This is a genomic window from Hypericibacter terrae, from assembly GCF_008728855.1.
Classification (GTDB): Bacteria; Pseudomonadota; Alphaproteobacteria; order Dongiales; family Dongiaceae; genus Hypericibacter; species Hypericibacter terrae.
The window spans coordinates 5,763,175-5,784,754 of the sequence record NZ_CP042906.1 but is presented as its reverse complement, the minus strand read 5'-3'; the positions used below and the strand labels follow the sequence as shown (position 1 = coordinate 5,784,754).

Sequence of the window (21,580 nt, the reverse complement as noted above, 5' to 3'; positions counted from 1 at the left end):
CGGCCGGCATGGCGGATTGATCCGAATGGGGGAGGGCGGCTACCGCTCGGGTAAAAAACCGAAAGAAACTTCTCCTTTTGGTCGTGAACAAAAGAAGCCGGATTCGCCGAAAGAGAACATTGCAAATATTTCACATTACAAAAATCGGCCGGTAATTCCTCGTTCAGCACCTCGGTCTTTTGATCGCCGCCTGAGCTTTCATTTTGAAAGCCACTTCCATCGGCATGAGGGCGGACGATCATGGCTCAAGCGGGTTCATTGCGATTTTCCAATCTGAAGATCGGCACCAGGCTGGCGCTGGGCACCAGCGTCATTCTCGGTCTGCTGTCGATCGTAGGTGTTGTCAGCTTCGTGGCGCTGGGCGCGGCCAACGGCAAGTTCGCCGAATACCAGTCCGCCGCCCATCAGACGGTGGCCGCCTGCGCGATCGAGACCGATCTCCTGCGCACCAATCTCGCCGTCACCAACTTCATCGGCAACGACGATGCCCAGGAGCTGGAGGCCGCGCGCAAGGCGAGCGACGAGACCCTCAAGGCGATCGAGACCTCGGTCGCGATCTTCAACGATACCGACACGGAACGTCAGAACATCGGCTCGATCGAATCCGACATGAAGGATTACATGCAGGATTTCGAGCAGGTGGTGAGCCTGAGCAAGCAGTCGGACGATCTGATGAGCCGCCTGAACGACGCCGAAGCCAAGGTCGACGGCGACCTGACCAGCGTCATGAATGCGGCCGCGAGCGGCGGCGAAGCCGATGCCACCGACAAGGCCGCCGAGGCGATCAATCATCTCCTGGTCGCCCGGCTCGACGTCGCGAAGTACCTCGCCGGCAACGATCCGGCGATCGCCAAATCGGCCGAGACCGAGCTGCAGGCGGTGACGGGCCTCGCCCAGGAGCTTCACGGCCTGCTGCATGACGTGAAACTGCAGGCCGATGCCGACGAGGTCGCGGGCGGGGTCAAGGCCTTCGCCGACGCCTTCGATGCCGCGCAGGCCGATATCAGCGCGCGCAACGAAATCGTCAGCGGCAAGCTCGAGAAGATCGCGCCGGATATGCGCAAGCGTCTCGACGAGACCATCACCGAGAACCAGACCATCGAGGAAGAGCTGGGACCGGAAACGACCGCCGAGATGAACAACACGCGCTGGACCGCCGTGACCCTCTCGATCTTCGCGGTGGTGATCGGGCTCCTGATCGCCTTCTTCACCGCCCGCAGCATCTCGCGTCCCGTGGTCGGCATGACCCGGGCGATGGAATCGCTGGCCGGCGGCAACAAGACCATCGAGATCCCCGGACAGCAGCGCGGCGACGAGGTGGGGCTCATGGCCAAGACCGTCCAGGTCTTCAAGGAAAGCATGATCCGCGCGGATCGGCTCGCCGAGGAGCAGGAGGAGCTGAAGCGCAAGGCCGAAGCCGACAAGAAGGCGATGCTCAACAAGATGGCCGATGCGTTCGAAGCCTCGGTCAAGGGCGTGGTGCAATCGGTGTCCTCGGCGGCGACGCAGCTTCAGTCCTCGGCCCAGAGCATGAGCGCCACGGCCGAGCAGACCAACCGCCAGTCCACGGCGGTCGCGGCCGCCTCGGAGGAAGCCTCGACCAACGTCCAGACGGTGGCGTCCGCCTCGGAGGAACTGTCCGCCTCGATCCGCGAGATCAGCCAGCAGATGGCGAATTCCTCCAAGATCACCCGCGAGGCAGTCGACAACGTCGAACGCACCAACAATACGGTGAAGGGCCTGGCCGAAGCGGCCGAGAAGATCGGCCAGGTGGTCGGCCTGATCAACGAGATCGCGAGCCAGACCAATCTCCTCGCTCTCAACGCCACGATCGAGGCGGCGCGCGCCGGCGAAGCCGGCAAAGGCTTCGCGGTGGTGGCGTCGGAGGTGAAGAGCCTCGCCACCCAGACCGCGAAGGCGACCGAGGAGATCGGCGGCCAGATCGCCGCCATCCAGGCCGCGACCGACCAGTCGGTCGAGGCCATGGGCAGCATCGGCGAGGTGATGCAGCGCATCAACGCCGTGACCACCGCGGTCGCCTCGGCCGTGGAGGAGCAGGGCGCGGCCACCCAGGAGATCTCGCGCAACGTCCAGCAGGCGTCCGTCGGCACCACCGAGGTTTCCAGCAACATCACGGGCGTGACCCAGGCGGCGGCCGAGACCGGCAAGGCCGCGGGCCAGGTGCTGACGGCGGCCGGGGAGCTCGGCCAGCAGTCCGTGACCCTGCAGCGCGAGGTCGATCACTTCATCGCCACGATCCGCGCCGCCTGATCTTCCGTTCGGCATCGCGAGCCCGGGACGCCCTCCGCTTTCCCGCGGGGGGCGTCTGCTTTTTTATTGGCCGATGGCCCAGCGATCATCACGGCCGATCGCGTGCATATTTTGCGGGCGTTTCACTTCGACGACGCCCTCCTTCGGCGCATCCGTGCGCGCGGATTCCCCCGCCGTTAAGAAACTCCTCATCGACGGTCGCGCGCCTGGATACATCCTCCGATAAGCCGCGTTCACAATTTTGCAGATTGCAAAATCAGGAGTTTCTTTAGGACTTGGGCATTACAGGTTGTCCATGTTCGCGCGGGGATCGAGCGAACACTCATTTCCGTTTTCGTTCGAAGGACAATCCATCATGCCTCTCCTCTCGCGTTTCTCGAATCTCAAGATCGGGGTCCGGCTCGCCATCGGTACCGGCGTCATCCTGGCTCTGCTGCTCCTCGTCGGTGCCGTGAGCTTCATCGGCTTCGGCAACAGCAGCACGGATTTCGCGGCCTATCGCGGCCGGGCTCGCATCACCGTCGCCGCCGGCGTCATCGAGAACGACCTCCTGGTCGCGCGCCTCAACGTCAAGGACTTCGTCCTGACCGGCAGCAAGGAGTCGGCGGAAAAGGTGCTGACCGCGGTCGATGCCATCCCGGACAAGATCTCGGCCATTCACGACCTGTTCGCAGAGGGCGACGAAGGCCTGTCCAGCCTGGCTTCCGTCGACGCGGATATGAAGGACTATCGCGCCGCCTTCGAAGATGTCATCGCCGTGCAGGCCGAGACCGAAACGCTCATCGCCAAGATGAACCAGATCGGGCCCGAGCTGGAAGCGAAGCTCACCCAGATCGCCGAGGGCGCGAAGGCCGATGGCGGCATCGACGAGGCCTTTACGGCCGGTGCGGCGCGCCGCGCGCTCCTGGTGGGGCGGTTGAATGCGGTCAAGTTTCTCGGTGAGAATCTCGAAACCCAGGCCGACGAGGTCCGCAAGGAATTCGCCGAGCTCAAGAAGGATCTCGGCATGCTGTCGAGGTCATCGTCCGATGCCTCCCGGCGCTCCCTGAGCGACGAGATCGCCAAGGGTGCGGAGGAGTATCTGGCCACCTTCGAGGCTGTGCACAGCCACATCCTCGCGCGCAACAGCACCGTCGCCGACAAGCTCAACAAGCTCGGGCCCAGCATGTTCGACATGCTCGACGGCATCGTCACCGCCAGCAAGGCCGTGCAGGACGAGATCGGTCCGCGGGCCACCGCCTCGATGGAGGAGCTGCGCTGGACCGCCGCCATCGTCTCGGGTGCCGCCGTGCTGATCGGCCTGCTGATCGCCTTCTTCACCGGCCGCAGCATCTCCAAGCCCGTGGTCGCCATGACCAAGGCGATGGAAGCGCTGGCGGGCGGCAACAAGTCGATCGAGATCCCGGCCAAGGATCGCGGCGACGAGGTGGGCCTGATGGCCAAGACCGTCCAGGTCTTCAAGGAGAACATGATCCGTGCCGACCGGCTCGCCGAAGAGCAGGAGGAGCTGAAGCGAAAGGCCGAAGCCGACAAGAAGATCATGCTCAACAAGATGGCCGACGAGTTCGAAGCCTCGGTCAAGGGCGTGGTGCAGTCGGTGTCGTCGGCTGCGACCGAGCTCCAGTCCTCGGCGCAGACCATGACCGCGACCGCGGAAGAGACCAGCCGGCAGTCGACCGCCGTCGCGGCCGCTTCCGAGCAGGCCTCGACCAACGTCCAGACGGTCGCTTCCGCGTCGGAGGAGCTGTCGGCCTCGATCCGCGAGATCAGCCAGCAGATGTCCAACTCCTCGCAGATCGCGCAGAACGCGGTCGAGCATGTGCAGAAGACCAACAACACGGTGAAGGGTCTCGCCGACGCGGCCGAGAAGATCGGCCAGGTGGTGGGGCTCATCAACGAGATCGCGAGCCAGACCAATCTCCTCGCTCTCAACGCCACGATCGAGGCGGCGCGGGCGGGCGAGGCGGGCAAGGGCTTCGCCGTGGTGGCGTCGGAGGTGAAGAGCCTCGCGACCCAGACGGCGAAGGCGACCGAGGACATCTCGGCGCAGATCTCCGCGATCCAGTCCGCTACCGGCGAATCGGTCAGCGCCATGGCCAGCATCGCCGAGGTGATCCAGCGCATCAACGCCGTGACCACGACCGTGGCCTCGGCCGTCGAGGAGCAGGGTGCGGCGACGCAGGAGATCTCGCGCAACGTCCAGCAGGCCTCGCAGGGCACGGCCGAAGTCTCGAGCAATATCGGCGGCGTGACGCGCGCGGCCGGCGAGACCGGCAGCGCCGCCACGCAGGTGCTGGGCGCGGCCGAGGAGCTCGGCAAGCAGTCGGTCGAGCTGCAGAGCCAGGTCGACAAGTTCATCGCGACCATCCGCGCCGCCTGATCCCTCCCGGATCGGACGACGCAAAGGGGCGCCCTCGACGAGAGGGCGCCCCTTTCTTTTTCTGCGGCGATGAAGAATTCGGAGTGGCTTAAAGAAAGATCTCACCCCCTTCCCTTGCGGGAGGGGGTAGGGGGAGGGGTGGGTTCAAGCGAGCTTTCGACGGCTGTGTCTGTTCGCGATTCCTGCAGCAGCCCGCATGTCGGCAGGCACCCTCCCCCTACCCCCTCCCGCACGCCGCCTTCGGCGGCTGGGAAGGGGGTGAGACTGTTTGTGCAGACTCACAGCGCCTCTCTCTACAGCTCCCACCGCCGCAACCCGTCCGGCAGCGCCCGCCCGCGCCACATCGCCTTGACGTCGCAGACCAGGCCGCCCGGGCGCACCAGCCGGGCGAGCTCGGCGGCGCCCAGGGCCTTGTAGGCCTCGTGCGGAACGGCGCCCACCACGCAATCGAACGGCGCCTCGCCTTGAGCCAGGCCCAGCCCGGTCCGCAGCGTCTCGCCATAGAGCGTCTTCGCCTCGGCCGGATCGGCGCGCGCGTCATGGACCTCGACCCGATGGCCGCGCGAGCGCAGGCCCTGGATCAGATCGACCACTTTCGAATTGCGCAGATCGGGCAAGTTTTCCTTGAAGGTCAGGCCCAGCACCAGCGTGCGCGGCGGGCCGTCGCCCTGATCGCCTTGCGCATAGCTGTCGACGATGCGCTCGGCGATGTGGTCGCCCATGCCGTCATTGATGCGCCGCCCGGCGAGGATGACATCGGCATGATGGCCCAGCGCCTCGGCGCAATGGGCGAGATAGAAGGGATCGACGCCGATGCAATGACCGCCGACGAGGCCGGGGCGGAAATCGAGGAAGTTCCATTTGGTGCGCGCGGCCTCGAGCACGTCATAGACCGAGAGGCCGAGCCGGCCGAAGATCATCGTCACTTCGTTGATGAAGGCGATGTTGATGTCGCGCTGCGCGTTCTCGATCACCTTCGCGGCCTCGGCGGTGCGGATGTCGCGCGCGACGAAGATGCCGCCCGAGGTCACCTGGCCATAGAGCCGTTCCAGGCGCTGCGCGACCGCCGGCGTCTCGCCCGACACCACCTTCATGATGCGATCGACGGTGCGGGTGCGGTCGCCCGGATTGATGCGCTCGGGCGAATAGCCCATGAGAAAGCCCCGGCCCGCCTCGCGGCCCGAGACGCGCGCGATGATCGGCGCGCAGAAGTCCTCGGTCACGCCGGGATAGACCGTGCTCTCGAACACCACGACCGGCAGCCCCTGCGGCAGGGGCTTCGAGGCTTTGAGCGCCGCGCCGACGATCTCGCAGGCGGTCTCGACCGCGCCCAGATCGGGCCTGTTGTTCTCGTCGACCGGCGTCGGCACGGTGACGATGTAGATGTCCTTGTCTCGCAGCTCGGCCGGATCGGCGCTGTAATGGATCTTCGCCGCCTGCAGCGCGTCGCTCTCGACCTCGCCGGTGTGATCCCGGCCCTGGCGCAGCAGCTCGATGCGGCGCGGATTGATGTCGAAGCCGACGACGGAGCCCGCCCCACCGCCCTGCTTGCGCTGGCCGCGGTCGAGCGCCACCGCCAGCGGCAGGCCGACATAGCCGAGGCCGATGACAGCCACAGCCTCGCCCGGCGAAGGCTCGCCGCTGCGGATCGGCGCTTGCGGCCGGGCACGGGTGCTCGTCGGCGACGGATCGAGGCTCATGAAGGGGCAGCTCCCGGAATCAAAGCGGCCCCCTCTTTCCCCTAGGCCCTGGCCAAAGTCAATCGAGGCAGGGCCGCACGGCCGCCCTCGTGGGGCTCTCGCATGTGACGCTTGTTTCCCCGCCCCCAACTTTTGGGGGAGGGCAGGGAGGGGGATGACTCGGTCCACGATCCCGTCGGGATGCCAAGGGGCCGACATCGAGCAGCCTCCTCCCCAACTCTCCCCCAAAAGTTGGGCGAGGGGATTCACTCGCCTCACTAGATGCGATTGCCCTCGGGATTGCCCCGGCCGCAACCAATGATGGCCACAATCGCTATCCGGTCGGCCGGCGCTCGGGCTATAAGGCGGCCAGCATGACCGTTACCACCATGGCCCTGCTCTTCGCCGGCAGTTTCCTCGCCAGCCTGCTTTTCTGCGGCTGGGCGCGGCTCTATCTGCTGCAGCGCAAGGTGCTGGACCGGCCGGTCGAGCGCAGCGTCCATCGCGTGCCGACCCCGCGCGGGGCCGGACTCGCCGTCGTGCCGATCCTCACCCTCCTCTGGCTGTTCCTGCCGGCCTTCGATCCGGGCGCCATGGCGCTGCCCTGGATGCTCGTGATCGGCACCGTCCTGGTTGCGATCGTCTCCTGGATCGACGATCTCCACGGCCTCCCGGCCCTGCCGCGGCTGGGCGTGCAGGCCCTGGCCGTAGTCCTGGGACTCGTGGCCCTGGCACAACTGCCGCCGGTCTTCCAGGGCTGGCTGCCGCGGCCGCTGGATCTGGCGCTGAGCGGCCTGCTCTGGCTCTGGTTCGTCAATCTGTTCAACTTCATGGATGGCAGCGATGCGGTCGCGGGCGGCCAGGCCCTGACCATCGGGCTCGGGCTTGCCGCCATCGCGATCGACCAGGGCTGGGTCACGGGACTGACGGCGGCGCAGGGGCTGGCGCTCGGCGGCGTCGCGCTGGGATTTCTGTTCTGGAATCGGCCGCCGGCGAAGATCTTCCTCGGCGATGTCGGCAGCATCCCGCTGGGCTATCTGATCGGCTGGCTGCTGCTCTGGGCCGCGAGCGAGGGTGCCTGGGCGGCGGCGTTGATTCTGCCGGCCTGGTTCCTGGCCGACACCACGCTCACCCTGATCAAGCGCGCCTGGCGGCGCGCGCCGCTGCTCGAATCCCATGCCGAGCATTCGAACTCGGCGGCGATCAAGCTCGGCCACAGCCAGGCCCGGGTGGCCGGCCTGGCCCTCGTCGCCAATGGCGCGCTCGCCCTGCTCGCGTTGGGCGCCGAGCGCGACCAGCAGGCCCTGGGGCTGGTCGGCGCCGCGGCGACGGTCTGGCTGCTGATGCGCAAGCTCAAGCATCCGCCGAAGCCGCCGCCGGTGCCGGTCGAATGAGGATCGCGCCCATGGCCCGCCACCGATTATACCCGGGCGCCGCCCGGTCCGCGGCGCGCGGTTTGTGCTAAGACAGCGTCATGGGAATGGGGCTGGGCTCGGTATGGCGATGAGACTGGATCTCGGCGGACGCGCCGGCATCGCGCTGCTGCATGACACGATCATGGCCGCGATCTCCTTCCCGCTCGCCCTCTATCTGCGGCTGGGCGCCCAGGCCTTTCCCTGGCAGACCTCGGGCTATCTCTGGCTCGGCACCGCCATCTTCACCATCGTCGCGGCGACCGTCTTCGTCGCCAGCGGCTTCTATCGCGGCGTGTGGCGCTACGCCTCGTTGCGCGACATGATCGAGATCGGCCGCGCGGTCGCGGTCATCATGCTGCTGTTCGTGCCCGCGCTCTTCCTGTTCAACCGGCTCGAAGGTCTGCCGCGCTCGACGCTCGTCATCAATGCCTTCGTCCTGCTGTTCCTGCTGGGTGCGCCGCGTTTCGCCTATCGCATCTGGAAGGATGGCGGGCTCGATCACTTGCTCGAGCGCAGCCATGGCGGGCGCGCCAGCGTGCTGCTGATCGGGGCCGGCGACGGCGCGGAACTCTTCCTGCGCGACATGGCGCGCGGCACCACCGCGCCCTACCATGTCGTCGGCCTCATCGACCCTTCGGGCCAGCGCGTCGGCAGGCGCATCCAGGGCGTGCCGGTCGCGGGCAATCTCGACGCGGCGGCGGAAGTGATCGATCGCCTTGTCGCGAAGGGCGATGCGCCGCAGCGGCTGATCGTGACCGATGAGAGCCTCGACGGCGCTGCCATCGCGCGGCTGCTCGAGCTGGCCGAGAGCAAGGGCCTCACGCTCGCGAGGCTGCCGCGCTTGACCGAGCTCAAACCGGGCGCGCGCTCGGATCGGCTGGCGGTGCGTCCGATCGCGCTCGAGGATGTGCTGGGCCGCCCGCGCCATGTGCTGGACCGCGCGCCGGTCGAACGCCTGGTCGCGGGCAGACGGCTGCTGGTCACCGGCGCCGGCGGCTCGATCGGAGCCGAGCTCTGCCGCCAGATCGCGGCGCTGGCGCCGGCGCGCCTCACGCTGCTCGATCATTCGGAATCGCTGCTGCATGCGATCGCGACCGAGCTCGCCGCGAAACATCCGGGACTGGCGCTGGCGACCGAGCTCTGCGATCTGCGCGATCGCGGCCGGCTCGAGCGCGCGGTGGGATCCGCCCTGCCGGAAATCCTGTTCCATGCCGCGGCGCTCAAGCATGTGCCGGTCTGCGAACGCCATCCCGACGAGGCGGTGCTCACCAACGTCGTCGGCACGCGCCATCTGGCGGCGGCGGCGATCAAGTCGGGCGCCGGGGCGATGGTGGTGATCTCGACCGACAAGGCGGTGCAGCCCGAAAGCGTTCTCGGCGCCACCAAGAAACTCGCCGAGAGCTACTGTCAGGCGCTGGATCGCAGCGGCGGCCCCGGCGCCACGCGGTTCGTCGCGGTTCGCTTCGGCAATGTGCTGGGCTCCTCGGGCTCGGTCGTGCCGCTGTTCCAGAAGCAGATCGCCGAGGGCGGCCCGGTGACGGTGACCGATGCGGCCATGACACGATTCTTCATGACCACCGAGGAAGCCGTAGAGCTGGTGCTCCAGGCCTCGGCACCGGCGCTCGCGGGCGAGGCCCGCGGCAAGGTGCTGGTGCTGGAGATGGGCCGGCCGGTGCGGATCCTCGATCTCGCACGCCAGATGATCCGGCTCTCGGGCCGGCAGCCCGAGCGCGATATCGCCATCGCCTTCACCGGCCTCAGGCCCGGCGAGAAACTGACCGAGATGCTGTTCGCGCCGGACGAGAACCCGGCCCCGACGGCGGTCGCGGGCGTGCTCCAGGCCGAGCCCCGCGCCGCCTCGCTCCATGAGCTCGAGACCGGGATCGACCGGCTGGCCGCCGCGGCCCGGGAGGGACAAGCGGGGCTCCTGGTCGAGACCCTGACCGCGCTGGTGCCCGATTATCGGCCGCAAGGGCCCTATGCGAGCCATCGGCTTCCGGGCCAGGCGGCGTCGTGATATGGCGTGGCGCTGACGCCGACCCCCACGTCCTTCCGACCCCGATCCGGAGCCTGCCCTCATCATGACTGCACCGACCGGCCGCCGCACTGCCACCGACGACATCAGGATCACGCGCGCCCTTCTTTCCGTCTCGGACAAGGCGGGGCTGATCGAGCTGGGGCGCTTCCTTGCGGCGCGCGGTGTCGAGCTGCTCTCGACCGGCGGCTCGGCCAAGGCGCTGGCGCAAGCCGGCCTCGCCGTGAAAGAGGTTGCCACCCATACCGGCTTCCCCGAGATCATGGATGGACGGGTCAAGACGCTGCATCCCAAGATCCATGGCGGCATCCTGGCGCGGCGCGATTCGGCGGAGCATCGCGCCGCCATGACGGCGCATGACATCGCGCCGATCGATCTGGTGGTGATCAATCTCTATCCCTTCGAGGCCACGGTCGCGAAGGGCGCGGCTTACGAGGACTGCGTCGAGAACATCGATATCGGCGGGCCGGCGCTCATCCGCGCCGCCGCCAAGAATCACGATTTCGTCGCGGTCGTGACCGATCCGGTCGACTACGACGCGCTGATGGAGGAGATGACGGCCAAGGGCGGCGGCACGTCGCTGGCACTCCGCCGACGGCTCGCTTCGCTGGCCTACGCACGCACCGCCGCCTATGACGCCGCCATCGCGCGCTGGATGCAGGCCGAAGAGAAGGATCGCTTCCCGCGCCGCTTCGTGCTGGGCGGCGAGCGCCGGCAGATGCTGCGCTATGGCGAGAACCCTCATCAGCAGGCCGCGTTCTACACGACCTCGGACCGGCGCCCCGGCATCGCCACCGCGCGCCAGCTCCAGGGCAAGGAGCTGAGCTACAACAATCTCAACGACACCGATGCGGCCTTCGAGCTGGTGGCGGAGTTCGAGGCGCCCGCGGTCGCGATCATCAAGCATGCCAATCCCTGCGGTGTCGCCATCGGCAAGGATCTCGCGGAGATCTGGGAGCGCGCGCTCGCTTGCGATCCCGTCAGCGCCTTCGGCGGCATCGTCGCGATCAACCGCAAGCTGGAGGCCGATCTGGCCGAGCGCCTCACCAAGCTTTTCCTCGAGGTCGTGATCGCGCCCGAGGTCGACGAGAACGCGGCGGCGCTGCTGGCGGCCAAGGGCAATCTGCGGCTGCTTACGACCGGCGCGCTGCCCGATCCGGCGGCACCGGGTCTCTCTCTGAAACTGCTCTCGGGCGGATTCCTGCTGCAGGACCGCGACAATGGCCGCATCGCGGCGCGCGATCTGAAAACCGTGACCAAGCGCAAGCCGACCGAGCGCGAGCTCGCCGATCTCCTCTTCGCCTTCCGCGTGGCGAAGCATGTGAAGTCGAACGCGATCGTCTATGCCAGGAACGGCGCCACGGTCGGGATCGGCGCCGGTCAGATGTCCCGCGTCGATTCAAGCCGCATCGCCGCCTGGAAATCGCGCGAGATGGCGGAGGCCGCGGGCGAGAAGGAATCCCGCGCCAAGGGATCGGTCGTCGCGTCGGACGCCTTCTTCCCCTTCGCCGACGGCCTGCTCGCCGCCGCCGAAGCCGGCGCCACCGCCGTGATCCAGCCCGGCGGCTCGATGCGCGACGAGGACGTGATCAAGGCCGCCGACGAGGCCGGCCTGGCCATGGTCTTCACCGGGATGCGCCATTTCCGGCATTGAAGTGTCGGCCGCCCGTCGTCACAGAATGGAGCGGGCCTGCCTCTACAGTCATACCGGCCTTCGCCGGTATGACGAGGAATGAAGACCGAACCCTTTCGTGATCGCCTGCCGCCGATGGATGAATCGTCAAGAGCTGCGCTCACCGCCGCAGCAATCTCCGTCCCTCTTCGCTCCGCGCCTGCCATCCATGGCGCTCGAGCTCGGGGTCGAGATGCTCCTCCTCCGGATATCCCAGGCAGAGATAGCCGATGAAGAACCAGCGGGCGTCGATGTCGAGCAGCGTGGTCATGGCTTGCGGATGCAGGATCGAGACCCAGCCCATGCCCACGCCGTGGGCGCGCGCGGCGAGCCATAGCGTCTGGATCGCGCCCACGACCGAATAGCGCAGGGTCTCGGGCATGGTCTGGCGGCCGAGGCCCGACCCTTGCCCGGTGGTCTCGTCGCAGAAGACCGCGAGATGGAGCGGAGCGGTCTTCAGGCCGGCGAGCTTGAGGCGGGCATAGAGGGCGGCCTGCTCGTCATGATAGAGCCGCGCGGCTTCGGCGTTGGCGCGTTCGAAATCGGCGATGATCGCGGCGCGACGCGCCGCGCTCTCGACCGAGACGAAGCGCCAGGGCTGGGCGTTGCCGACCGAGGGCGCCAGGGAGGCGAGATCGAGCAGCCGGTCGATCAGGGCGGGCGCCAGCGGATCGATGCGGAAGCGGCGCACATCGCGCCGCCAGGCGAAGAGCTCGGCGAGCCGGGCCTGGAAAGCCGCATCGAAGACCGGTGGTGAAGCGTCGAGACTCATGCTCGATCTTTCGTTCATCTCGGCCGCGGACGCTTTGGCGTCCGCGACATCGAAGCGTCAGGAAGAGCGCTTCGGTTCCTTGACCCAGAGCAGCAGCAGGAAGCCCAGCACCAGGAAGGGCGGGATCGTGGCCATGCCGGCGCGCTGGCTGTCGAAGGCGGTGGTGGCGATGGCGAGCGCCCAGGGCCCGAAGAAGGCCGTGGCCTTGCCGGCCAGCGCATAGAGCCCGAAGAACTCCGTCGCCAGCTCGGGCGGCGCCAAGCGCGCCATCATCGAGCGGCTGGCGGCCTGGGTGGGCCCCAGGAATATGCCGATCGCCAGCCCCAGCACCCAGAACCAGACGATGTCGTCGACCAAGAGAATCGCGATGCCCAGCAAGGTCGTGGCGGCGAGCGAGATCAGGATCGTGGGCTTGGCGCCGATCCAGTCGTCGACCCAGGCGAAGCCGGCTGCGCCCAATCCCGCGGTCACATTGAGCGCGATGCCGAACATGAGCACCTGCTCGAGGCTCATGCCGAAGCTGCCGGCGGCATAGATCCCGCCGAAGGCGAAGAGCGTGTTGAGGCCGTCGATATAGATCATCTTCGCCAGCAGGAACCGCGCGATATTGGCGTGGCGGCGGAGATCGCGGAAGGTGTGGATGAGCTGCGCGAGGCCGTCGCCGACGGCGGCGGCGAGGCCGCGCCCGGCGGCGGCACGGTCGGGCACGAACAGGAACAGGGGCAGGCAGAAGAGCCCGAACCAGCCGGCGGTCAGCAGCATCGTCGCCCGCACATGTTCCGCGCTCGACTTGTCGAGGCCGAACAGCGGATGGTCGGGCAGCACGAAGGCCACCAGCGCCAGGGCGAGACAGACGAGGCCGCCGGCATAGCCGAGCCCCCAGGCCCAGCCGGAAATGCGTCCGATGCGTTCGGGCCGCGCCAGGCCCGGCAGCATGGCGTTGTAGAAGACAGTGCCGAGCTCGAACCCCACCGTGCCGACCGCCATCGCGACCAGGGCCAGCGTCGCGAAGGCGGGATCGGGGCGCACGAACCAGAGCGCCGCCGTCGCCGCCACGGTCAGGATCGTCAGCCCCGCCAGCCAGGGCTTGCGCCGGCCGCCGACATCGGCGACCGCACCGAGCAAGGGACTGACGCAGGCGATGACCAGGGCGGCCAGTCCCGTGGCCTGGCCCCAGGCGGCCGTGCCCGCCGCGGGGCTGGCCGCCACATAGCTGGTGAAATAGGCGCTGAAGAGGAAGGTCTGGACCACCGTCGGAAAGGCGGAGTTGGCCCAGTCGAAGAAGCACCAGGCGAGGATGGCGCGCCGCTGCGCGGGCTTTCCACCCCTGACCAGCTCGAGCGCTTGACCCTCCGGTGCCGCTGCCGGCGTCGCGATCGCCAACTCAGCCGCCAAGCAGCGAACGCAGCTCGCGATTGGCGACGGCGAGCTTGGCGAGGTCGAGCCCGCCCTGCTGGCGCAGATCGGCGAACAGCATCTCGATGCGATGGACCGCCGATCCGCGCGCCTGAGCCCATTGCTCGATCGCCTCGGACTCTGCCAGGCCGTCGGCGACGCCGTTGGCCCCCAGCATCCGCTCGGTCAGGACGCGCTGATGCGAATAGAGATCGTCGAGCACGGCCGCGACCGCCATGCGGTCCCAATGGGTGTCGAGATTGACCCCGCCGGTAGCGCTGCGCAGCCAGTTCAGGTGGAAGCGCACGCCGACCGCGTAGAAGGTGCGCGCCACGCGCTCGAGCGACTTGCCGCTGCGCTGCGCGATCCGGACGATATCGAGCCCGGGGGCGAGCAGATCGAGCCGCGCCACCTTGCGGGCCAGCGCGTCGGGCACGCCTTCGAGCGTCAGCGCTTCGACCCGCTTGGCGAAGGCCGCGCGATCGGTCTCGGTCAGATAATCCTCGAGCTGGGCGCCGAGCTTGGCGATGTCGCCCCGATGCGCCTCGATATGGGCGGCGATGTCGAGCGGCAGCTTGCCGTTGCGCAGGAACCAGAGCGTGCCGGCCTCGGCCAGCCGCACGGTCGCGTCCGCCATCAGGGCCTGGAGCTTCGCCGGCACCTTGTTGTCGAGCGCCTCGATCTCGGCCCAGAGGGCCCGCAGCTCGAACACGGCGCGGGTGATGGCATAGGCGCGCGCGATGTCCGAAGCGGCCTGACCGGTCTTCTCCTTCATCACATGGATGAAGGTGATGCCGGCGCGATTCACCAGGCTGTTGGTCACGACGGTGGCGATGATCTCGCGGCGCAGCTGATGCTGGGCGATCTGCTCGGGGAAGCGCTCCTGCAGCAGCTTCGGAAAATAGCGGCGCAGGTCGTCGATGAGCTGCGGATCGTCGGGCAGGTCGGAGGGCAGGAGCTCGTCATAGAGCGACATCTTGGCATAGGCCATCAGCACCGCCAGCTCCGGCCGCGTCAGGCCGTTGCGCTGCGCCAGCCTCGTCGCCAGGGTCTCGTCGTCGGGCAGGAACTCGATCGCCCGGTCGAGCTTGCCGGCCCGCTCGAGCGCCCGCATGAAGCGGCCCTGCTGGTCGAGACGGAACCAGCCTTGCGTCTCGGCCAGGGTCAGCGCCTGGGTCTGGAGGTAATTGTCGCGCAGGACCAAGGCAGCGACATCGTCGGTCATCTGCGTCAGGAGCTTGTCGCGCTGCTTCAGCGTCAGGTCGCCCGCCGCGACCGAGGCGTTCAGCAGGATCTTGATATTGACCTCATGGTCGGAGCAATCGACGCCGGCCGAGTTGTCGACCGCGTCGGTATTCAGCCTGCCGCCCTTCAGCACATAGGCGATGCGGCCGCGCTGGGTGAAGCCCAGATTGGCCCCCTCCCCGACCACCTTGCAGCGCAGCTCCTCGGCATCGACGCGCAGCGCGTCGTTGGCGCGGTCGCCGACATCCGCATGGGTCTCGGCCGCCGCCTTCACATAGGTCCCGATGCCGCCGAGCCAGAGCAGATCGATCGGCGTCTTCAGCATCGCTCGGATCAGGTCGTTGGGCGCGATGCTGTCGACCGTCAAGCCAAAGGCGGCCTTCATCTGCGGCGTCACGGCGAGGCGCTTGGCCTTGCGGTCGAAGACGCCGCCGCCCTCGGAGATCAGGCTGGCGTCATAGTCGATCCAGCTCGAGCGCGGCAGGTCGAACAGCCGCTTGCGCTCGGCGAAGCTCTTGCCCGCGTCGGGCGCCGGGTCGACGAAGATATGGAGATGGTTGAAGGCGCCGATCAGCCTGATGTGCGGCGACTGCAGCATGCCGTTGCCGAACACGTCGCCCGACATGTCGCCGATCCCGATGGTGCTGAAATCGGTCCTCTGCACATCCACGCCGGTCTCGCGGAAATGGCGCTTGACCGATTCCCAGGCGCCGCGCGCGGTGATCGCCATCTTCTTATGGTCGTACCCGACCGAGCCGCCCGAGGCGAAGGCATCGCCCAGCCAGAAGCCGTATTCGAGCGAGACCGAGTTGGCGATATCCGAGAAGGTGGCCGTGCCCTTGTCGGCCGCCACCACGAGATAGGGATCGTCGGGATCGCGCCGCACCAGGTTGGGCGGCGGCACCAGGCCGTTGGCCGTGAGGTTGTCGGTCAGGTCGAGCAGACCGCGCATCATGGTCTTGTAGCATTCGATCACTTCGGCCTGGAGCTGGTCGCGGCTGGCGCCGGCCGGCGGCTTCTTGACCACGAAGCCGCCCTTGGAGCCCACCGGCACGATGACGGCGTTCTTCACCATCTGCGCCTTCATCAGCCCCAGCACCTCGGTGCGGAAATCCTCGCGCCGATCGGACCAGCGGATGCCGCCGCGCGCGACCTTGCCGCCACGCAAATGCACCGCTTCGACGCGCGGTCCATAGGCCCAGATCTCGTACACCGGACGCGGCAGCGGCAGCTCGTCGATCAGCCGGCTGTCGAGCTTGAACGAGATGTAGGTCTTCAATTCGCCGTCGCCCAGGGTCTGGTAGTGGTTGGTGCGCTGGGTCGCCAGAATCAGATTGAGGAAGCGGCGCAGGATCCGGTCCTCGTCGAGATTGGCCACCTGGTCGAGCGCGCGCTCGATCTCGGCCTTGATCGCATCGGCGCGGGCCTCCGCCTCGGCGCGTTGCGAGGGATCGAACAAGGTGCGGAACAATTTGACCAGGAGGGCGGCGATGCCAAAGTTGCGCGCCAGCGTCTCTTCCATGTAGCTCTGGCTGAAGGCCACCTGGATCTGGCGCAGATATTTGCAGTAGGCGCGCAGGATGACCACGTCGCGCCAGGTCAGGCCGGCCAGCAGCACCAGCCGGTTGAAGCCGTCGTCCTCCGCCTTGCCGCGCCAGGCCCGCTCGAACGCCTTCTGGAAATTGTCCTTCACGGCGCCGATGTCGATGTCGCGGCCGTCGGCGGTGCACATCAGGAAATCGTGGATCCAGACCGGGCGCGGCCGATCCAGCGGCCGCACCAGATGGGGGGCCTCGGAGATCACCTTGAGGCCCATATGTTCCAGCATCGGCAGCACGTCCGAGAGCGGGATCTGGTCGCCGGCATTGTAGATCTTGAAGCGCAGCTCGCTCGGCGGCGCCTCGACCGGGCGGTAGAGACTCATGGTCAGGCGGCCGCTTTCGAGCGCCTTCTCGATCAGGCCGATGTCGAGCACGGCGCCATGCGCGTCGAAGCGTTCGCGATAGCCGGTCGAGAAGGCGCTGGAATAGCGGCGCAGCAGCAACAGGCCCTGTTCCTCGCCGCGCGCATCGACCAAGGCCTCCTGCAGGCTGTCGGCCCAGGAGCGTCCGGCCTCGACCAGCTTGGCCTCGAGCTCGGCGGTATCGACGTCGGGCACGGAACCCGGCGTGGTGGCGACGATGAGCTGGAGGCGGCTCAAGGCCGCATCGGTCATCTGCGTGTAGAAGGCGGAAAGGCGGCCGTTGAAGGCCTTGGTGACGATGTCCTGCATGCGCAGGCGCAGTTCCGTCGTGAAACGATCGCGCGGCACATAGATCAGGCAGGAGACGAAGCGCTCGAACGGATCCTTGCGGAGGAACAGGGCCACGCGCTGGCGCTCCTGCAGATGCAGGATGCCGAGCGCGATCTCGAACAGCTCGTCGTCGGTCGCCTGGAACAGCTCGTCGCGCGGATGGCTCTCGAGGATGTGCAGGAGCGCCTTGCCGTCATGGCTGTTGGGCTCGAAGCCGGCGCGCGCGATGACGCGTTCCAGCTTGCGCCGCAACAGCGGGATCTCTCGCGGGCTCTTGTTGTAGGCGACCGAGGTGAAGAGGCCGATGAAGAGCTGCTCGCCCGTGGGATTGCCCTCGGCGTCGAAGCGCTTGATGCCGATCGTGTCCATATGGACCGGGCGGTGCACGGTGGCGCGCTTGTTGGACTTCATGATCGCGAGCAATTGCGGCTGGCGCATGAAGGCGCGCACCTCGGCCGGCATGCGCTCGAAATTCTTCTGCCGGTCGAAGACCGAGTAATTGTCGTCGCTGAGGATGCCGAGCCCGCTGCCGGCGCGGACGGTCAGGGTCGCGTTGTCGCCCTCGCCGGAAAAATCGTACTCGCGATAGCCCAGGAAGGTGAAATGATCCTCGCCGACCCAGGCGAGAAAATCATGCGCTTCCGAGACTTCGTCCTTCGGCAGCGGCAGCTTCGACTGGGCCAGCTCCCGGGTGATCTGTTCGATGCGGGCGCGCATCGCCGGCCAGTCGCGCACCGCGAGGCGCACCTCGGTCAGGACCGATTCCAATCCCAGCTTGATCTGTTCCAGCGTCTCCGGAGAGCTCTGCTCGGAGATGCGAATCTGCATGTAGGATTCGGCCGGTGCGGCGGCGTCGCCGGTCCCCGTGAGCTGGCCCTTGTGGTCGCGCTTCACGCGCAGGATCGGATGGATGACGAGGTGGACGGTGAGCTCGCGCCGGTTGAGCTCGGCCGTGACCGAATCGACCAGGAACGGCATGTCGTCGTTGACGATCTCGACCACGGTGTGCGGGGAGCGCCACCCATGCTCGTCGAGGCGCGGGTTATAGACCCGCACCTTGGCGCTGCCGGGCGCCCGCTGCAGGCCGAAGTTCCACAAGGTCATCGCCGCCGAGAACAGGTTCTCGGGGCTGTCCTCGAGAATGTCGTCGGGCGGCACGTTGGCATAGAACAGCCGCACGAACCGCTCGACATCCGCGGCGCGCTTGCGATCGAGGCGCTGCGCCGCCGTCTGGGCGACGCGTTCGATCAGATCGGCTTTCGCCTGCTCGGCCCTGGTCCGCATGGTCACTTCCTTCGCCTTCGCTGACGTATCCGCCCGGGGTTCCCGCAAGCCGGCCCCGGACCGACCGGTTCAATCGGGAACCACGCTAGTCCCCTGGAAAATAAGGGCAAGCCTCCACCCTCAACAGTAAAGCTGATTTTAACACCAGTCATATTACCCTGTTTTGGCAATGCGATAGCCGGTCCGTAAAGGATTTGCCGCGGATGTGATCGGGAGATCCGGGCCGGCTCACGCCAAGGGGCTCGAAGCCGGCCGCCAGGCAGAGATTCGGGCCCGGGGACCGGCCGGAAGCGCCGGGCCGGCTCGAGAGCGAAGGAGTGCCATGCGATGACGATCATGGGTGAGGCACGCGTCGAACAGATGCTGCGGCGGCTGCCGCCGAATGTCCGGGACACGCTGTCGGAAGATCAGACCGAGGCCATCCGGACGGCCATGTCGGAACGTTGGCCGGAGCCGCGCCATCCGCTGGATCTGCGGATCAGCCTGCCCTGGCCGGGCGGCGGGATCTTCCTGTCGCTGGTCGGCGGCCGCGAACGCCGGTCGCCGGCGCGCCGGCGCCACGAGCGCGCCAGCCGTCCCTTCGTGACGTTCGGCAACGCCGTGTTCTTCCTCATGCTGGCGATCCTGATGGCGCTCCTGATGGGCGGCGGCCTCGCCATCGCCTGACGCGGCGCGCCTCCCAGGCGCGTTCATTCGCCGACGCCGAGCTGGCGGATCGCGCGATAGGTGCGCGACAGGATCTGTCTGCGCAACAGTATCAGCAGATGATCGACGATCACCGTGCAACCGCACCCGGTGAGAGGGGACCGACCCCGCGCCACCCCGTCGAGTGGCGACAACTCACTCACCAGGCTGCAAAGTCCCGGCGGCAGGGCCATTCAGTTGGCCCGCGCGGGCTTCAACTGATAGCGCCCCGCGACGATGCCGTCGAACATCTCCGTGACCATGGGATGGCGGATCGGCCCGTTCTCGTCGTCGGGCAACAGGTTCTGCTCCGACACATAGGCCACATAGGTGGTCTGCGCGTTCTCGGCGAGCAGATGATAGAAGGGCTGGTCCTTGCGCGGCCGGACCTCGGCCGGGATCGCCTCATACCATTCCTCGGTATTGGCGAATTCAGGATCGACATCAAAAATGACACCCCGAAACGGAAAGATCCTGTGCCGCACGATCTGTCCGATGGTGTATTTGCTGAGCTTGGGCGGCATGAGGGTTCCGCTTGACCCGGCCCCGGGGCGGCCTCCGCCTCCGCCGGCTGGGCGGAAACGCGGGAGGCCGGGGCCGATTCTCTTTCCTGCCAGCAGTTTAGCATGGCCTTCGAAGGGAAAAAGGGCTGTGCTTGGGCAGGGTGCCGATCGGACCGGTTGGCGGCGAGCAAGGGCGCAACGGGCCGCGCGGTTTATTGGTTGACGGACAAGCCAACCACGTCGAGATGAATTGTCTTTTTCCTGTTGCGGTTGCGGGTTAGGTTGAAGCGCAAAGGCGAGGGGGATCGGATATCGCATGACGAATGCCGCCTTCTATCTTGAAGCCACGGCCTTGCGTTCGCCCGATGCGACCGCCGTCATTTTCCGCGACCGCCCCTACAGCTACAGCCAGATCCATCGCTGGGCGACGAAGGCCGCGGCGGGCCTGACGGCGCAGGGTTACGGTCCCGGCGACCGCATCGCGCTCTGCTGCAACAACCGCCCGTCCTTCCTGATCGCCTATTTCGGCATCCTGATGACGGGCGCCACCGTCGTGAATCTGCTCTGGACCTCGACCGAGCAGGACTTCGCCTTCATGCTCGAGGATTCCGAGGTCGACGCATTTCTCTGCTTCGACAATTACGGCGACGACCCGGTCGCGCCGCGCGCGATCGCCGCGATGCGCCGCGTGTCGTGCGTCAAGCAGCTCTGGATCCTGCCGGTCGATCCCGAAGGCGCCTCGACCGTCATAGGATTTCCGTCCCTCGCCGACCTGATGAAGGACCAGCCCGAGCGCTTCCCGATCCATCATTTCGAGCGCGAGGATGCGGCCCTCGTCGTCTATACCTCCGGCTCGACCGGCAAGCAGAAGGGCCTCGAGATCTCGGCCGGCGCCGTCGCCGAGGTGGTCAACCTCACCGTGCCGCTGTTCGAGATCGACCATTGCCGCGTGCGGCTTTCCATCTTCACGATGGAATGCATGATGTCGCAGCTGTTCTTGATCCTGCAGCCGGTCTTCCTCGGCCAGAGCGTCATCTATCTCGAATGCGAGAACCCCGAGACCCTGATCGACAAGAAGAATCCGGGCGCGGTCTGGCAGAACATCATCGATCATGGCGCGACCTTCATCGTCGCGGTGCCGAGCTTCTATCGCTGGCTCCTGGATCATGCCGACGGCGTGCGGAAGGAACAGGTGCCGCTCAAGCTCTGCATCAGCGGCGGTGCCGCCCTGCCGGCCGCCTGGGAGCGGGAGTTCCGCGAGCGGCTCGGCGTCCAGCTGCGGGCCGGCTATGGCGCGTCGGAGACCTGCGCGGCGCTGGCCTGGTCCTGGCCCAGCGGCGGCCAGCATGAGGGCTATACCGGCAAGATCCTGCCGGGCATCGAGGCGCGTATTGTCGATGACAACGACAACGATCTGGCGCTGACCGATCGCGGCCATCTGCTGGTGCGCTCGCCCGCGATGATGACGCGCTATATCAACCGCCCCGATCTGACCGCGACCACGATGAAGGACGGCTGGTATCACACGCGCGACATCGCGACCTTCAGCAGCGACGGCTATCTCAAGATCATCGGGCGGATGGACAGCCGCATCACGCGCGGCAACGAACATATCGTGCCCGAGGTGGTGGAGAGCCTGCTGCAGCGTCATCCGGCGGTTTCGCTGGCGGCCGTGGTGGCGGTTCCGCATCCGACTTACGGCCAAGACGGAAAGGCCTTCGTCACACTGAAGCAGAAGAAGGCGATCGACGCGCAGGCCCTGCTCGACTGGCTGCGCGGCGAGCTGCCGGTCGGCCAAGCGCCGGGACAAATCGAAATTCGTGACGCCTTGCCGATGACGAACACGGGCAAGATCGCACGTCACATGCTCAGCTGAGCCGGCGGACCCCGCTTGCCGCCGCATCCGCCTTCGCCCTTCCCCCTCGCGAGCCGCCATGCTCTGATTTCGGGCC

General features: G+C 67.1%; 14 protein-coding genes. 8 read left to right on the top strand and 6 right to left on the bottom strand.

All coding sequences use genetic code 11. The annotated features are described in order from the left end of the window. Positions 1-25 precede the first annotated feature (25 nt). From FRZ44_RS27190 to FRZ44_RS26405, 3 genes are all read left to right on the top strand, one after another. Complete coding sequence (locus tag FRZ44_RS27190) at positions 26-277, top strand: hypothetical protein (protein WP_191908311.1); 252 nt, start codon at positions 26-28, stop codon at positions 275-277. After that, positions 241-2,271 (top strand): HAMP domain-containing methyl-accepting chemotaxis protein, encoded by a 2,031-nt coding sequence (locus tag FRZ44_RS26410; protein WP_151179995.1) that lies wholly within the window; start codon positions 241-243, stop codon positions 2,269-2,271. Before FRZ44_RS27190 ends, FRZ44_RS26410 begins: the two co-directional genes overlap by 37 nt. A 355-nt stretch (positions 2,272-2,626) precedes the next feature. Continuing rightward, complete coding sequence (locus FRZ44_RS26405; RefSeq protein WP_191908310.1) at positions 2,627-4,651, top strand: methyl-accepting chemotaxis protein; 2,025 nt, start codon at positions 2,627-2,629, stop codon at positions 4,649-4,651. 293 nt (positions 4,652-4,944) lie between these two features. On the opposite strand, the gene FRZ44_RS26400 is transcribed toward FRZ44_RS26405, so the two are convergent. After that, positions 4,945-6,351 (bottom strand): nucleotide sugar dehydrogenase, encoded by a 1,407-nt coding sequence (locus FRZ44_RS26400; RefSeq protein ID WP_151179993.1) that lies wholly within the window; start codon positions 6,349-6,351, stop codon positions 4,945-4,947. A gap of 353 nt (positions 6,352-6,704) precedes the next feature. On the opposite strand from FRZ44_RS26400, the gene FRZ44_RS26395 reads away from it, so the two are divergent. The 3 genes from FRZ44_RS26395 (at position 6,705) to purH (ending at position 11,434) form a co-directional block, all read left to right on the top strand. Then, positions 6,705-7,724, top strand: coding sequence for an MraY family glycosyltransferase (locus tag FRZ44_RS26395; protein ID WP_151179992.1), 1,020 nt, complete (start codon positions 6,705-6,707; stop codon positions 7,722-7,724). A gap of 103 nt (positions 7,725-7,827) precedes the next feature. After that, a complete protein-coding gene (locus FRZ44_RS26390; protein ID WP_225308461.1) occupies positions 7,828-9,762 on the top strand; it encodes a polysaccharide biosynthesis protein in 1,935 nt (644 codons plus the stop codon). Positions 9,763-9,826: 64 nt separating this feature from the next. Then, positions 9,827-11,434 carry a bifunctional phosphoribosylaminoimidazolecarboxamide formyltransferase/IMP cyclohydrolase gene (purH, locus tag FRZ44_RS26385; protein ID WP_151179991.1) on the top strand — a complete coding sequence of 536 codons (1,608 nt, stop codon included), beginning with the start codon at positions 9,827-9,829 and terminating at the stop codon, positions 11,432-11,434. 139 nt (positions 11,435-11,573) lie between these two features. Here purH and bluB read toward each other — a convergent pair whose 3' ends face one another. From bluB to FRZ44_RS26370, 3 genes are read right to left on the bottom strand one after another with little or no spacing between them, the layout of a single operon-like run. Then, positions 11,574-12,224 (bottom strand): 5,6-dimethylbenzimidazole synthase, encoded by a 651-nt coding sequence (gene bluB / locus FRZ44_RS26380; protein ID WP_225308460.1) that lies wholly within the window; start codon positions 12,222-12,224, stop codon positions 11,574-11,576. A 57-nt stretch (positions 12,225-12,281) separates the two neighbouring features. Continuing rightward, a complete protein-coding gene (locus FRZ44_RS26375) occupies positions 12,282-13,619 on the bottom strand; it encodes an MFS transporter (protein WP_318526384.1) in 1,338 nt (445 codons plus the stop codon). Further along, positions 13,609-18,441, bottom strand: a complete 4,833-nt coding sequence (locus FRZ44_RS26370) for an NAD-glutamate dehydrogenase (protein WP_151179989.1) — start codon at positions 18,439-18,441, stop codon at positions 13,609-13,611. The genes FRZ44_RS26375 and FRZ44_RS26370 overlap by 11 nt, the downstream gene beginning before the upstream one ends. Before the next feature lie 327 nt (positions 18,442-18,768). Here FRZ44_RS26370 and FRZ44_RS26365 point away from each other — a divergent pair, with 327 nt between their 5' ends. Continuing rightward, complete coding sequence (locus tag FRZ44_RS26365; protein ID WP_151179988.1) at positions 18,769-19,107, top strand: hypothetical protein; 339 nt, start codon at positions 18,769-18,771, stop codon at positions 19,105-19,107. 23 nt (positions 19,108-19,130) lie between these two features. On the opposite strand, the gene FRZ44_RS26360 is transcribed toward FRZ44_RS26365, so the two are convergent. Both FRZ44_RS26360 and hspQ read right to left on the bottom strand, forming a co-directional pair. Next, entirely contained in the window at positions 19,131-19,319 is a 189-nt protein-coding gene (locus FRZ44_RS26360; RefSeq protein WP_151179987.1) for a hypothetical protein, read from the bottom strand. Beyond that, entirely contained in the window at positions 19,320-19,649 is a 330-nt protein-coding gene (gene hspQ, locus FRZ44_RS26355; protein WP_151179986.1) for a heat shock protein HspQ, read from the bottom strand. Between the two features lie 295 nt (positions 19,650-19,944). On the opposite strand from hspQ, the gene FRZ44_RS26350 reads away from it, so the two are divergent. Further along, positions 19,945-21,504, top strand: coding sequence for a class I adenylate-forming enzyme family protein (locus FRZ44_RS26350; RefSeq protein WP_151179985.1), 1,560 nt, complete (start codon positions 19,945-19,947; stop codon positions 21,502-21,504). Positions 21,505-21,580: the final 76 nt, after the last annotated feature.